A 14,354-nucleotide genomic window follows, 5' to 3' on the forward strand; every position below is an offset into this window, starting at 1 on the left:
GCTAAGTCACATCAATCTAAAGTTAAAAAGTCATAAAGCTCAGGTTGTGCGGCTAAAAACGACCCAAAGTGATCATAGTCTTGCATCCGCCTCAGTTTCGCGTTCGGGATGATAGATGCTAGGTAATCCGCATACCGAATCGGGACAACATGATCGTCTTCGCTATGCCAGAACGCAACGGGCACGCGTATTTTTTGCAGTGGGATGTTCCATGGTTGACCAAAAATCACATAATCATCTACCATTCCGTCCACTTGCCGAGTTGCTTCGATACCGGATTGCTTAAGAACGGGAACCAGGTCGTCCGAAATTAATTTTCGATCCAATTCTGGAAGGTTATCGATATAATATTCCGTGAAGCGGTCTGGGTTAGCATTGACCATATTTGCTAGCTTAGTTATATATGCCCGGGTGAATTCAGGACCCTGAAGGCAAACCTTTTCTTCCGTAAAGAGACAGAGCCCCTCTTGACCAAGGATATCGATAGGACCCATTCCACAAATAACGGCCGTTTTCCGAACGCGTGTTGGCATTCTATACGTACAGGCAAGAGCAAAAGGCGCCCCCCCGGAAATCCCGACAATAGAAAACCGCTTAACACCAATTTCATCAGCCAAAGCTTCAAAATCCTGGCACCAATCATCCAGTGTTCTTCCCGCTTTTGCATCCGATAACCCGTACCCAGGTCGTTCTGGTACGAAAATTCGCAACGGAACTGGGCCTTCTTGTGCAATAGATTCCAGCCGGGCAGCGTAGATTTGGTAGCGTGCCCCCGGCGTTCCATGGAATACAAAGACCGCTTCACCATCAATTTGACCATACTCTGCACATCCAAGTTTTCTGCCATCATTCAACATCACGGTATAATCCCTCATATGCTCAGCCTCCATGCTCATTCATAAATTTAGAAACCGCGTGCTTCCTCACCATCACTGCCCGTTAGCTTAAGGACGGTGGTCAGGGAATATATCTGGTTGCTGGGGCGAATGCTGCCGACTCCATAACCGGGCATACAGGCCATTCGACGAAAGCAATTCATCATGGCGGCCCTGCTCCACGATCTGCCCATGATCCATTACAACAATCCGGTCGGCATGCTGCACGGTCTTAAGCCGATGAGCAACGACGATGACGGTTCGGCCTCGAACAAGACGATCGATTGCTTTTTGAATCTCGGCTTCGTTCTCGGGATCGAGAGAAGCCGTTGCTTCATCGAGGAGAATGATCGGCGCATTTTTCAGCATCGCCCTGGCAATGGAAATCCGCTGTTTTTCACCTCCCGACAATGTGCTTCCTCCCTCACCTACCATCGTGTCGTAACCTTGTGGCAGCTTCAGGATAAAATCGTGACAACAAGCAAGCCGCGCTGCTTCCTCGATTTCCTCACGCGTTGCGTCCTTTCGGCCGAACCGGATATTGCCTGCGATCGTATCCTGAAATAGGTATACATCTTGAAACACCATCGATACTTTGTGAAGCAATGCTTCCGGGTCCATAGCACGAATGTCCTCCCCGCCCATCATCACCGTTCCCTTATCCGGGTCGTAAAAACGGGCAATGAGCCGAAGAATCGTACTTTTGCCGCTGCCCGAAGGGCCGACCAATGCGGTAAAGGAACCAGCCGGCATGCTTAGGCTCACGTCCCGGAGAACCTGCTGATCCATGTAGCCAAACGTAACTTGCTTCAATTCGACATCATGATTTGCAGGGGGCTGCCGCTCTCCTTGCATGACGGGCTCCCGCAAAAGCTGCACGATGCGTCCGCCCGCCTGCTCGAGATAGCGAAGCTCCGCATAACCGGCGAGCGCTGTCATCAACGGATCGAAGATTCGGGTTCCGATGATCAGGAACGCTACGAATGTGATGACATCCAGGCTTCCGCCGAGCAGCAGATGAACACCAGCCATGACCATCAGGGTTAGACCGCCACGAATACAGGCAATCGCGCTCAGTACAATGGGCCCCACGATCCCTTCGAGGCGGATGCTCTGCCGCATCAATTCCCTGAATGAGCTTTCAAGCCGGACAAAACGTTCTCCTGTCAAGTTATAGGCTTTGATCACCCGGATACCGTTCAAGTATTCTTGCAGCCGGCCTCCGGCATCGATCTTGGCCCGCATATGCTGCGAGCCGAGTTTGCGCTGGATGCCGGACGTCAAGAACACCAGCAGGATGGCCAAAGGCATCGCCGCGAACAGGGAAAGCGCGAGGCGCCAGTCGAGGAAAGACAGGCCGATCAAGGCCAGAACCGGCATGACGGCGGCCCCGATCATCTGCGGAACCAAATGGGAGATGCCGTGCTCCAACATCGCAAAATCGCCCGTTATCATATTGGCCAGATCACCCGGATCCCGCTTGTTCAGGTATCCCAGAGACAGCTTGCGCAAATGCTCGGCCAGCCGAGACCGTCCGTCCGCCGCCGCACCATATGCGTCGCGGTATTGGGCACGATAAGCAGGAATTTCGCAGACAAACAAGAGAACGAGCGAAGCCGCCAGCCCACCGCACACCCACCAGAGTCGTGCCGTATCCAGCGGGATATCGGGATGGACAAACGGGTTAAAGATCAATCTCGCCGCTTCCACCAACAGCGCAAAAGGAATGATCCCCGCCAGGTTGGCAATCGTCGTGTAAAAAACAGGTTTGACGAGCGAGCGCGGATTATCCGCCGTAATGTTGCGCAGCATGTTCATGTTCAGCGTCCACCTCCCCTTTGCCCATATGCCAAGCTGCCGCTTGACGATAGGAATTCCACATGCGTCCGTACAGGCCGCCCGCCGAGAGGAGCGCTTCATGCCTTCCCCGCTCGACGATTCTCCCGCTGTCCATGACGAGAATTTGTTCTGCATCCCGAATGGTGGACAGGCGATGCGCGATGACGATGACCGTCTTGTTTTTCATCAACGTTTTCAACGCCAGCTGCATCTCATGCTCGTTCTCCGGGTCGGCAAACGCCGTCGCTTCATCAAGCACAAGGATGGGGGCGTTTTTCAGGATCGCTCTAGCCACGGCGATCCGCTGTTCCTCCCCGCCGGACAAATAAACGCCTCCTTCTCCAATCAGCGTGTCATACCCAAGCGGAAGGTCCTCGATGAATGCATGGCACTGCGCCGCCTTCGCTGCGGCGTACACATCTTCCGGCGGCGCGTCCGGCCGTCCGATCGCGATATTATTGTACACGGTATCGTAAAACAAAAAGGATTCCTGAAACACGAATGCAACGGTGTTCATCAGATCAGGGGTCGCTATTTCGCGGATATCCACATCGCCGATGCGAATCGATCCCGTGTTCACATTCCAGAAACGAGGCACCAGGTTGGCGATGGTTGATTTGCCCGCTCCTGACGGACCGACGAGCGCCGTCACTTCCCCTTGGCGGGCGGTAAAGGAAATGTCCGCAAGCGCATCGGTATCCGCATGCTCCGATCCATACGAAAAAAAGACGCGATCGAATGTAACATCGAATGAAGTCGGCCGTCTCGGATGCTCGGGCTCCGGCACATGCGGCTCCGCCAATATGCGATCGATGCGCTCCACGCCCTCGTTAATATCCCTGATCGTTTCGGCCAGGAACATGATTTTAAACATCGGGGCGGATATGCCCGGTGCCATGACCAGGAAAAACAACAGAACAGAGGCGAAAGCGACGCTGCCCGGATCGCGGCTTAACAAAAACACGCCGACAGGCAGAATAAACGCGGCTAACGAGCCAAGAATCACCTTGAAAATTAAAGATCCGTATTGAAACTGATCCGTTAATTTCACGCCATAGTCGCGGTAACGAATCATGTCCTGGTGAAACTGGCGAAAAGATTGTACGGTTTGTCCGAACACCTTGACGGCAGGCATCCCCCGCACATATTGGACGGCAGAAGCATTCATCCGTTCCAGTGAATCATAGCACCGCTTGAGGTTTTCTTTCGTCTCCGACCCGCTTATGAGCGCGATCTGAACCGCGAAACCGAGAACAATCGGCACGATGCAAGCAATCGCCAGCCAAACATTCAGCGTGAACATCACGGCAATCATCAGAAGCGTGGTCACGGCAACATGTACGAGATCAGGTAACTGGTGAGCAATGAACGTCTCCACTTTCTCTACGCTTTGTTCCAGCGTTTTCTTGACGGCTCCCGTCGATTTGCCGGTCAGCCATCCGAGCGGAAGCTTGCCGATATGGCCGGAAAGCTTGATCCTGAGACCGTAAAGAATACGGAAAGCGGCGATATGCGAAGCCATTCCCCCTGCGTACATCGTAATCAAGCCGACTGCGAAGCCGAGCAAAGCGATAACGCCAAAGCGGATCATCTTCGCTCCGTCAGCCAAAGCCGGGGACGCCGCGTGCTCCAACAACTCTTTCAAAATGAAATAGACGGAAGCGTAAGGCACCAGCATACAAATGGCACTAAGCGAAGATAACAGGCCGGAGACGATCATCAGTCCGCGCTTCTCTCCGGCGATTTCCAGCAGTCTGGCTATCCCCTTTTTATTTGTCATAGCTCTCCCTCGACCTTTCGAGTTTTATTGTATTTAAACAAACTCCATAATCCTTAGCGTACAGTCGAATCGATTCCTTCTCTACCAGTAGACGGAGTATTTTCGCGGTCACAGGGAGCCATCGGTCCAAAACAAAAAGACCGCTCCGAAGAACAGCCTTTCCATAAAACAATTGTTCATGATTTCCAATGCTACAAATCAAAATGAACGTCTAAGCAGGTTTCCGGGATTTACGCCGTACTTTTCCCGAAATGCCTCAGTAAAGTAACTGGGGTTGGAGTAGCCTACCGAAAGCGACGTTTCAGTCACATTCAAGTCTCCTTGCTGCAAAAGGAGAAAGGCTTTTTCCAGTCGTTTTTCCCTCAAATAACCAAATACGGTCGTTCCGTATAGTTCTTTAAAGCCAACTTTTAATTTGTTATCGTTCAGGCCAATCATACGGGACAGTTCGACCAGCGAGGGGGGATTCGCCATTCGTTCCAACATAATATCGCGCGCCCGCTGTATTTTTTGCCTTTCAATGCTAGATAGTCTCGGAGTCTTCGGCTCGGTAAGAAATGACTGAAAGGCCGATGACAGGAGCTCCAGCACATTGCACTCCAGCTCCAGGTTCTTCATGCTGCCTGTTTGCACAGACTGAGACAAGCGTTTAATAATTACGGCAGACGCGGGATCGATGGGCTCATCAAAAAGGCGGAAAGGCTTTCTCCCGAGAAGGCTGGAAAAATGAAGATGCCTGGCACCCGAGATATCCTCCATGTAATGATGGAAGGTCGAAACGGGAATCCCGACTGATAGTGCCTGATAAGGCTGATTTCCGGTAAATTCAAACAGCGCTTTCCCTTCGTCGATGAGTTGAAGCGCACACGTCCCGGGAACAAATTCGTACTGATTTCGTTCGACATGAATAACCCTCGTTCCTTGCAAACAATAGTGAAGCTCAACCATTGGCGTTGTTGTGGCTAGCGGCATGAGAAAATCGCCATGGAACATCAGCTCTTCAAACACGATCTCGAGATCGGGGCGAGGAACGAGTCGACGAATGCTTCCATCTCCGATCGGCGTATTCATCGTCATTTCCGACCCCTTTGTACTTTGCTGCCGCAGCCCGAATTCGTCGAAAAACAAATGAAAGTTATGATGGAAATCTGCCATTTTGTTCCTACCCCGTTTCGCAAAAAATTGTTAATTCAGGATTTTGCAAAATTTATAAATATACTTTTGTAGCATCATTAGCACCTCGATGATGATGTCTAAATTATAAAATAATGTTTCCCAGAAATATCGCCTTTTCTAAAAAAAGACCAATAACTCTTCCCACATGAGATCGGTACAAGTCTACAAGATGAGTGCCTCCCCTTTCGAATGTGCTGTTGGTCAACTCTGACCAGCCGTACGCGCCTCCATAGAACCCGTTATTGAACTTATATTTCACTAGTGTTATATTACATATGTGAAATAATAAATTTAAGGGGGTTCTTCATGCACCCTATTTCCAATGTCGAATTCATGCTGCTGCAAATGATCGCGGAATGCCGTCAAGCTTCGGGCTACGATATTAAGAAATTAGTCGATCAACGAGGGTATCGGGAATGGGCGAACATCGGCACGACCTCAATCTACGTCGGACTGAAGAAACTGAGTGAGAAAGGATGGATTGCATCCGAGGAATCCGATGGAAAATCCGGCAAGGGACCAGCGCCGACCCGGTATGTCCTCACCGAAGCCGGCATGGCCCAGCTGAAAGATGAGATCCTTGACAGTCTATCGTCAGCACGTGAGCGCGACAATCGCTTCGATCTTGGCTTGGCCGCTATGCCTTTTATCGGGAACGACATGGCCATGGCTGCATTACGGAAAAGGTTGGATTTTCTTCGGGAGGCTTCGGAAGGCATACGGCAAAAATTCGAATCCCAGGGCGGCGTTCGATTGCCGCTGCACGTAAGGGCGCTGTTCTTGCATCCGCTCAGCCTAATAGAGAGCGAGCAAGCGTTCGTTGCCAGTTTAATTAACGAATTGTCGAAGGAGACCAGGGAAGATGAGCACAATCATTGAAGGCTTCGTTCCTTACCAAGGTGAGCATTGCGAAACGACTGCCATGGGCAATTTAATGCAGTTTGCGGGAGTCCAGCTGTCGGAGCCGATGCTGTTCGGACTCGGACAAGGTCTCGGATTCATTTATTGGGACTCGAAGGGAATGGATTTTCCGTTCATCGGCGGAAGAGTGAAGGTGGATCAGTTGACGGCCAACCTCGCCGACATGCTGCGTTTGACCGTTAACGTTCAAGAAACGTCCTCCGTCGATAAAGCGTGGCGGAACGTACGGGGCTGTATCGAACGCGGGATTCCGGTCGGGCTGAAATTGGATTCCTATTACTTGGACTATTTCACGAGCAAAGTGCACTTTGCCGGTCACTATGCGGTCCTATACGGTATGGATGACGAATACGCCTATATGGCGGATACCGGACAACAGGGCAGTCTGGTGAAGACGCGTTTGACAAGCTTGGCTGAAGCCAGAAATGCAAAAGGACCCATGAGTTCCCGGAATCGTTCCTTTACGCTCGAGCCGATTGAAGCCTTACCTCCGCTCGCTCCCGCATTACGCCAATCCTTGACCAAGAATGCGCAGGACTATCTGAACCCGCCTATCCGCAATATCGGAAATAAAGGCATCGTGAAAATGAGCAAAGAAATCCTGAAGTGGCCTTCCCGCAGCAGCCATTTCGAGCATGATTTATGCCTGACCGCTTTGCTGATGGAACGCGCGGGAACCGGCGGCGCTTTGTTTCGGAATCTGTATCGGGATTACTTGAAGGAATGCGCCGATCAATTAGCAGACCCGCGAATCGAGCAAGCCTACCAATTGTTCACGGAGATCGCCCCAATGTGGGTCAGCGTCTCAGCATTAATCGACCGTGCGGGAAGAACGGGCAGCCACCAGGAGCTGCAGCAGGCTTCCAAGCTCTTGCTCGAGATCGCGGATAAAGAACGAACAGCCATGGAGTTATTGTTGTGAGAAATAATCGTTCCTTTGTAAAAAAGGATAGAGTTTCAGAAGGTATTCTGATGACTCTATCCTTTTTCTTTATAATCTGGGCGTAACCTATGAGCGTTGTTAACGGAGGATTCATCTCGTGCGCAGCATTAGCGAAAAACACTTTGTTTTGTGCCTGAGCTTTCTTTAATGCATCTCGTTTCTGTTCAATGATACGGATTTGCTCCCTGATCCTCTGCATCATCTTCTTAAACATGCCTGCCAATTCACTGATCTCATCGCGGGAGGATACTCGCATATCCATGTTGTAATCCCCGGCATACATCTGCTGAGAGCTTTTGGATAACCGGGGGACAGACTTCGTAAAATAAGCGATCTCTCCACGTTGTGCTGCATCCAGCTCCTTTCCTTCGCTATCGGTATCGTGCCTCCCGCCCTCCCTTTTTCAAATTCTTATGAGGATACCCTCACGGTTCATACGTTATCGGGCAGATGTACCATCACGGGCCTTGCATGTATCGGATATGTAAATTTTTTTTCGCGTTACTTCGCTTTTCCAACATGTCAAAAAAAGGCTTGCGTCAGTCAGAAAATGAGTGTATGATCATCTCATAAGAATATATGAGCAATTGCTCATATACGAGGAGGTAAATGTTATGAGCCATTCCAGCCATCCGCATTCCACCCATGATCATCATGATCACGGGCATGATCACAGCCATGGACATGCTCACGGACATCACGGTCACGCGCATGCCCACATGCCCAATAACAAAAAGGGCCTGACCATCGCCCTGATCATCACAACCGGTATCATGTTTTTGGAATTTTTCGGCGGATTGATTACGAACAGCCTTGCCCTGCTATCAGACTCAGGCCATATGCTTAGCGATGCCGGCGCACTTGCATTAAGCCTTGCAGCCATGTTTCTGTCGGCCAAAGCCCCATCGGCGCGGAAATCCTACGGTTTTCACCGGTTCGAAATATTGGCTGCCTTACTGAACGGTGCTGCATTGTTTGTCGTTGCCGGTTCTATCATTTGGGAAGCCTATGGACGATTCTTTGAACCTCCGACCGTAGCCAGCGGCCCCATGATGGCGATCTCCTTTATCGGACTGTTTGCCAATTTGCTCAGTGCCTGGTTCCTGATGAGAAAAAGCGATGTCAAAGAGAATATCAATATCCGCAGCGCCTATCTTCATGTTCTTGGTGACGCGCTCGGTTCTGTAGGCGCCATCGCGGCCGGACTGATTATGAGCCTGACCTCCTGGTACGTTGCTGATCCTATTATCAGCGTGCTTGTCTCCCTGCTCATTTTGAAAAGCGCCTGGGGCGTCATCGCCAATGCGGTCCATATCCTGATGGAGGGCACACCGGCAGGCATCGATTCGGCAAAAGTACGTGAGGCCTTGATGGAGGTCGATGAGGTTGTGGATGTGCATGATCTCCATATTTGGACGATCACTTCAGGACTGAATTCCTTAAGCTGCCACCTTGTGATCGAAGACAACACAGACCATCAGACCGTGCTGCAGCAGGCCGTCCGAGTAATTGAAGAAAAATTCAACATTACCCATACCACCATCCAGGTGGAAAATGGACAGCTCCAGCATGGTGAGCTAAAAGTTTAATGGACCGGCCGAACTGAGCAACTTTATAACAACTGTGCTAGGGGCGGCTGATTAAATCCTCCCTCAGCCTTTTACTTGTTTATATAAGGGGATGGAGATGGAGTGCCTAGTAGGTTCATTGTCGGCTCTTGTGGAAGTTTTAGGCCAGTAATATACTTGAGGAATTTTCTGAGACGTTGTCCCACATCAATAATCTTTAGACCGTCACACGAACGATGTAGCGTTCAAAAGTTGTGGGTAAGCCTTTGTCCGTTGCGTTCTTTTCAAATATCCTTGTTATCTCCGACATAGACTGCTGAACTACCGATTCAAATACGGAAGGCTTTTGACCGAAAAGACTCATTATAATTACGTCAATTGGTTCATGTAAGTATTCAAGGCTTCTTACCGTTTCAATCTCAGCATTCTTTAGTCCCCCTTCTTGTAATCTTTGCTTTATATTATCGAGTATAGGAGTACCTGAGGGAGAAGGTTCAAAAAAATCAGGAAATAACTCTGACAACTCCGATGTAATATTATCACCGGGGTGAAGAGCGATGAGTTTCCCACCCTGTTTAATGACTCTCTTTACGTCAAGATAAGCTGAGGTAGGTCCTCTACGGTTATATGCACAGTCAAATTCCTCGTCTTCAAAAGGCAGCTTGTCTTTCGTGTTTGCCGTTATAAAGGTTACATTGTGCCGACCTGCATCATTTCCCTGCTTGATGAAGTCACTCGTTATATCTATACCAACAATATGCTTTACGACCGGGCTCCATTGTAAGGCAAACTCACCGTGACCGCAGCCAATATCCAGCACCTTCTTGCCCGGAACCATCTGAGACACTTCATTAGTGAAAATCAATTCACCATTGGGCTCAGTAATGGTCGATTTCCAAGAATACGAATACTGTCCTGTTAATCTTCCTAATTGAGCATACCATTCGATTGAATGGGGACGCACCCAATCCGTATGTGTTTTCGGATTAAACCATTTAATACTCATAAAACACCTCCAAAAATAATAGGGAAGAACTCATATAATAAAATTTACCAGTCAAACTTGCAATACAATTTCGGAAGAAAAAAAAGAGGGGCTTGGTCGCCCCTCTTTACTATTCCCGCCAATACAACTCCGATTTAATTGTCCTTTCGCACCAACAACGCCACACTCTCCACGTGTGTTGAATAAGCAGTGTCAACTATCATAAGTAAAGTTTCCTGATACCGGGCAAGGAGGTAATAACTCGAATGAAACGGGTACCGGTCGCCCAATACCCCATATAAGGCAGTACTAGGAAGCTGGCACCACCCGCAAAAGTAAATCACAACCAAATTCAAGGGGAAAGTTTATACCTGCCAGGGTACACGATTTGTACGTTAACGTTGATCGTTTGTAAGGAATCTTTGTTTAATACAGTCCCAGATACAATCCGTTTCCACGCATACGGATTCCTGCGAAAAAGAGATTCCCCTAGATTATAAATATCTATTCTCTTTTCAACCGCGGTTTGAAAGGTCTGCCTAATTTGATGCTCAATTTCTTTTTGGGCCAGTTGCGTGAGTTCCTGCTCCGTAACGTCTGCATGTAGCTCATTTACTCCAGCCTCCACTTTAACGGAAACATCGAAATATACTTTGTTATATGTAACCCTTGGTTTAACGTCATATTTGGGTTTTTCCGCGACGAGAACTGCAACAAGCTTGTTATCGGAAAACAAGTTGACGGGCAGTCGGATTGTGTGTTTATTCAGCCATGGCAATCCTTTTATTTCTTCGAGGTTCATGCGTGCGTAATATTTGTCCTTATCGTATATTTGTATGCCTGAATATCTAAGCAGATCATGCGGTTTTTGATTTTCCTTCCACTGATCCTTTCGGACAGATAATTCTGGTATGTAGCTTGTCCTCGCCTTTTCGTTTGAATCCATTACAAATCTTTGCAGGCGGATCGGAGCGAGGATAGAACGCTGCCGATAATTCTGTTCGGGGTTATGTAGAATCGACGCTTTCGGCGATAATCTGAAAAATGGAGTCGCAATTAAGACCTCGTCAAGGGGATCGCGCGTACTGAACACCCAAGCTAAGTACCTTATCTCACGATATCGGTCGATCAGTTCCAACACTTCACCCACTTTTCGTTCCTTCAATAATCTTTCGCTAAACAAGATTGCTGAGATTTGTCCCCAGTTTAACCTTTGTTCCGAAGTGCTGTATAAATCATTCGCCGCTTCTGTAAATGAGATACCTTTTCCTATGCCGATCCAGATCGGAGGCTGTTCCGATTTCTGTTGTCCTTCCAATTTTGCCACTGTGGAGAAATCGAGCAACTGTGCATAAATAATGTATTGGCCATCCGCATAATCAATTCCAACGGCAGTTACATAGTTCATGTTTTGTACTTCGTATTTGCTCCAACATCCGGTGAGAAAGAAGGGAAGCAGAAGAACTGCGGTAAATTTATATGCGTTCATTTCTGCTTATCCCCTTGGCTTGTAGAATCTTGAGTATTTAGCATGTCTGGCCGAGTTTTCCGCCATCTCCATGGTAATCGGAACAAGGCATTGGCGAAGTCTTCATATAGAGGCGAAACCGGAGCCAGGTAAGGCAATCCGAATGAACGCAAAGAGGCTAAATGAGTTATCACGATAAACAAAGCAAGTAAATAGCCATAGAACCCCAAGATGGCAGACAAAGCGAACAGGAAGAAGCGCAAAATGCTTATTGTCCCACTCATTGACTGGTTGGATAAAGTCGAACCGAACACTTGCGTAATAGCTCCTATGACAACAATGCTAGGGGATAAAAATCCTGCGCGTATGGCTGCATCCCCTAAAATAAGCCCTCCCACTACCGTAACTGTAGATCCTATCGCTGAAGGCAACCGAATACCGGCTTCCCGCAATATTTCCAAAAAGATGAGCGCGAGAAACATTTCCCCTGTCACGCCAAGAGGAATGCCTAATCGGTTGATGCCAATTGTTGCAAGAAGGTAATAGGGCAACTGATCCTGATGAAACGAAAGAATGGCAACCCAAAAACCGGGCAGCATGAGTGATACGGTCAATCCGAGCAAACGAAGCGCTTGCCCAAACGTAGACGATAATGCAGTAAAGTGGATGTCTTCCGGCGTTTTCAAGAGCAGGAACAAATTTGCCGGTGCGATCAACGCGGCAGGCGTACCATCCACAATCAGCGCTACACGTCCATTCATCATGCAGTTAACGGTAAAGTCGGGTCTTCCCGTATAGCCCATCAAAGGAAACAAAGCTTTGGTCGGTTCCATTAACTCTTCCAGTTGAGTGGCGCTGATTGCTCCGTCAATGTGAACACGATCCAATTTCATCTTGATATCTTGGACGATTTTCGGATCAACAATGTCTTGCATATAGAGAATTGCAATAGTTGTTTTTGTCCGGACACCTACTGTTTTCGTTTCGTATACCATGCTTGTTGACTTGATTCGTTTCCGAATTAACGCAACATTGACACCGAGTTCCTCAACAAAACCGTCTTTCGGCCCGCGAATAGAGACTTCGATATTGGATTCTTCGGGCTGGCGTGCCGGTTTTTTCGATATGTCGAGGGAGAACAATGAAGTTAGTGTCGGAATAAACAAAAGCAGTTTTCCCTCAAAAATGTCCGTTTCGGATTTTTGCCCCCACTCCTCGAAGGAAATGCTCTCAAGCTGTAATTGACACGACTCCAGAACTTCCTTGTTCTTTTGAAAACCGTGATTTTCGTAAAACCGAGTCAAGTGAGGAAGCACCACATCCTGAATGAGTTGTTGGTTGTCACATAACCCATCGCAATACAGTAAAACGATCCTTGATTGATCGTCGCCAGTTTTTAATTTGTAAACATGATCCTTTACATCACTACACATCTGGAAACGTTGAAGAAGTGTTTGTTCATTAAGCGGTTGTGTATCAGGCGCCCCTTGTTGTGTCGACGATTTTATGTCCTTTGCCCATTTATTACTGAAAAGCTTTATCAATTTCAATTGCTCCTTTTACTCCGTGTTGAGATTAAAATTCGCACGAAATATACGAACATGACCACAATGGTAAAGACACAAAACAAAGGAAAGTAATATCGGCTGAGCAGGTCTTGAAAAATCATATCGCTGATTGGCAACAATGTAACAACCAGCATGAATAAAGCGCCCAGAAACATAGGCAACCACTTATACTTTTGCAATTCCCACAATTCGCTTAAGAGTAACAGGGAAAGGGAAACTCGAATGTACATACCGGATAACCACTGGTAAATCGAGAAAAAATCAATATGCTCCACATACTCGCCCAGTCGAACCATTCTCCATTGTTCGAAAGGGGGGTATCGTTGGTGTGCCGCTTCATCAGGGCCATACATGGCGATCGAGCCCATCAAAGGGCCGAGCGTTAGCCCGGATAATATGATGCAAATAAGCATTAAACTTTTGAAACCTGGTTTTTTCGTTAACTTGTGCTGAAACAAAATCAGCAACGACAACTCCAACAATCCCCCAGCTGCGTAGGGTATGCCTTTCCAAAGCGGAGATAACCCATTTTCGAGAAGAGGAAATAGCATGGTGTAGTCTTTAAACTGAAAGTTTGCAACCATGACAAGGTCACCCAGAATAACAACAAAAGGCAACAATATCCCGCTTAAAATTGCAATGGTGCGAAGCCCTTTAAATGCCGCGAAGAAGCATCCGAAAAGCGTCGTTCCTGCGAGAACAAGCATTGGAGATTGAGGCATATAAGTTGCAATTGTCCATGTTATAGTGTCCTTAAGGGAAATGACTCCCATAAGCCATACAAGTACACTGTATAGAACAATCAAGGTTACCGAGAGAACCATTCCGAATTGTTGCTTTAACCAATCCCTAACGTGCATTCCGTTCATGTTTTTTAGGATATGGCTCAGAATGCCAATCCAAATTGGCGAAGCGATTAATACAAGAAGTACTACAAGCCAGGCATCTCGCCCTGATGAACCGAGCAGTAACGGTATGATGATGACGTGGTTCAGCAAACCGACAGAAAGTATTATGATCATGTATGACTGTAAAACTGAAATTTTCGGCATCAAACTCACCTTACCCTGTGAAGCACTAAATGGAAGCAGTACCATTACTTTTCCCATCTTCTTCATTTTCATCCCAAAATCACTCATTTTAGAAATTCGGTAACTGTTCTTGGAGGGGATCCCTAATCAACCAATGCCTTCATAAAGCTGCTTCGATAATTGCTATGCACGAGATCGAG

11 protein-coding genes and 1 pseudogene are annotated in these 14,354 nt (G+C 48.0%); 3 read left to right on the forward strand and 9 right to left on the reverse strand.

All coding sequences use genetic code 11. The annotated features are described in order from the left end of the window. Nucleotides 1-11 precede the first annotated feature (11 nt). The 4 genes from NST44_RS00595 to NST44_RS00610 form a co-directional block, all read right to left on the reverse strand. On the reverse strand, nucleotides 12-875 hold the full coding sequence (locus tag NST44_RS00595) for an alpha/beta fold hydrolase (protein ID WP_028404462.1): 864 nt from the start codon (nucleotides 873-875) through the stop codon (nucleotides 12-14). A gap of 69 nt (nucleotides 876-944) precedes the next feature. Beyond that, entirely contained in the window at nucleotides 945-2,693 is a 1,749-nt protein-coding gene (locus tag NST44_RS00600) for an ABC transporter ATP-binding protein (protein ID WP_340897313.1), read from the reverse strand. Then, nucleotides 2,662-4,494: an ABC transporter ATP-binding protein gene (locus NST44_RS00605; RefSeq protein ID WP_340897314.1), complete on the reverse strand. Its 1,833-nt coding sequence runs from the start codon at nucleotides 4,492-4,494 to the stop codon at nucleotides 2,662-2,664. The genes NST44_RS00600 and NST44_RS00605 overlap by 32 nt, the downstream gene beginning before the upstream one ends. Before the next feature lie 198 nt (nucleotides 4,495-4,692). Continuing rightward, nucleotides 4,693-5,649 (reverse strand): helix-turn-helix transcriptional regulator, encoded by a 957-nt coding sequence (locus tag NST44_RS00610; RefSeq protein ID WP_210095629.1) that lies wholly within the window; start codon nucleotides 5,647-5,649, stop codon nucleotides 4,693-4,695. Nucleotides 5,650-5,976: 327 nt separating this feature from the next. On the opposite strand from NST44_RS00610, the gene NST44_RS00615 reads away from it, so the two are divergent. After that, entirely contained in the window at nucleotides 5,977-6,549 is a 573-nt protein-coding gene (locus NST44_RS00615; RefSeq protein ID WP_251536465.1) for a PadR family transcriptional regulator, read from the forward strand. Beyond that, entirely contained in the window at nucleotides 6,533-7,513 is a 981-nt protein-coding gene (locus NST44_RS00620; protein WP_251536463.1) for a BtrH N-terminal domain-containing protein, read from the forward strand. Before NST44_RS00615 ends, NST44_RS00620 begins: the two co-directional genes overlap by 17 nt. Before the next feature lie 214 nt (nucleotides 7,514-7,727). Here NST44_RS00620 and NST44_RS31020 read toward each other — a convergent pair. After that, nucleotides 7,728-7,892: pseudogene (locus NST44_RS31020) on the reverse strand (HAMP domain-containing protein); the annotation flags it as partial. Nucleotides 7,893-8,148: 256 nt separating this feature from the next. Between NST44_RS31020 and NST44_RS00625 the strand changes: the two are divergent. After that, the gene (locus NST44_RS00625; RefSeq protein WP_028404467.1) at nucleotides 8,149-9,123 is read left to right on the forward strand and encodes a cation diffusion facilitator family transporter; all 975 of its coding nucleotides are present in this window, start codon (nucleotides 8,149-8,151) and stop codon (nucleotides 9,121-9,123) included. Between the two features lie 196 nt (nucleotides 9,124-9,319). On the opposite strand, the gene NST44_RS00630 is transcribed toward NST44_RS00625, so the two are convergent. From NST44_RS00630 to NST44_RS00645, 4 genes are all read right to left on the reverse strand, one after another. Next, nucleotides 9,320-10,108, reverse strand: a complete 789-nt coding sequence (locus tag NST44_RS00630) for a methyltransferase domain-containing protein (RefSeq protein ID WP_007131028.1) — start codon at nucleotides 10,106-10,108, stop codon at nucleotides 9,320-9,322. Between the two features lie 331 nt (nucleotides 10,109-10,439). Beyond that, nucleotides 10,440-11,576, reverse strand: a complete 1,137-nt coding sequence (locus tag NST44_RS00635; RefSeq protein WP_007131027.1) for a Ger(x)C family spore germination protein — start codon at nucleotides 11,574-11,576, stop codon at nucleotides 10,440-10,442. Further along, on the reverse strand, nucleotides 11,573-13,105 hold the full coding sequence (locus NST44_RS00640; protein WP_244152739.1) for a spore germination protein: 1,533 nt from the start codon (nucleotides 13,103-13,105) through the stop codon (nucleotides 11,573-11,575). Before NST44_RS00640 ends, NST44_RS00635 begins: the two co-directional genes overlap by 4 nt. Next, nucleotides 13,102-14,247: an endospore germination permease gene (locus NST44_RS00645; protein WP_007131025.1), complete on the reverse strand. Its 1,146-nt coding sequence runs from the start codon at nucleotides 14,245-14,247 to the stop codon at nucleotides 13,102-13,104. Before NST44_RS00645 ends, NST44_RS00640 begins: the two co-directional genes overlap by 4 nt. Nucleotides 14,248-14,354: the final 107 nt, after the last annotated feature.

The sequence above is a fragment of the Paenibacillus sp. FSL W8-0919 genome (assembly GCF_038003785.1).
Classification (GTDB): Bacteria; Bacillota; Bacilli; order Paenibacillales; family Paenibacillaceae; genus Paenibacillus_AQ; species Paenibacillus_AQ lactis.

Bases quoted from the DNA above. Each gene is read 5' to 3' on its own strand.
- NST44_RS00595 (WP_028404462.1), bottom strand. From the start codon at position 875: ATGAGGGATTATACCGTGATGTTGAATGATGGCAGAAAACTTGGATGT.
- NST44_RS00600 (WP_340897313.1), bottom strand. From the start codon at position 2,693: ATGAACATGCTGCGCAACATTACGGCGGATAATCCGCGCTCGCTCGTC.
- NST44_RS00605 (WP_340897314.1), bottom strand. From the start codon at position 4,494: ATGACAAATAAAAAGGGGATAGCCAGACTGCTGGAAATCGCCGGAGAG.
- NST44_RS00610 (WP_210095629.1), bottom strand. From the start codon at position 5,649: ATGGCAGATTTCCATCATAACTTTCATTTGTTTTTCGACGAATTCGGG.
- NST44_RS00615 (WP_251536465.1), top strand. From the start codon at position 5,977: ATGCACCCTATTTCCAATGTCGAATTCATGCTGCTGCAAATGATCGCG.
- NST44_RS00620 (WP_251536463.1), top strand. From the start codon at position 6,533: ATGAGCACAATCATTGAAGGCTTCGTTCCTTACCAAGGTGAGCATTGC.
- NST44_RS00625 (WP_028404467.1), top strand. From the start codon at position 8,149: ATGAGCCATTCCAGCCATCCGCATTCCACCCATGATCATCATGATCAC.
- NST44_RS00630 (WP_007131028.1), bottom strand. From the start codon at position 10,108: ATGAGTATTAAATGGTTTAATCCGAAAACACATACGGATTGGGTGCGT.
- NST44_RS00635 (WP_007131027.1), bottom strand. From the start codon at position 11,576: ATGAACGCATATAAATTTACCGCAGTTCTTCTGCTTCCCTTCTTTCTC.
- NST44_RS00645 (WP_007131025.1), bottom strand. From the start codon at position 14,247: ATGAAAATGAAGAAGATGGGAAAAGTAATGGTACTGCTTCCATTTAGT.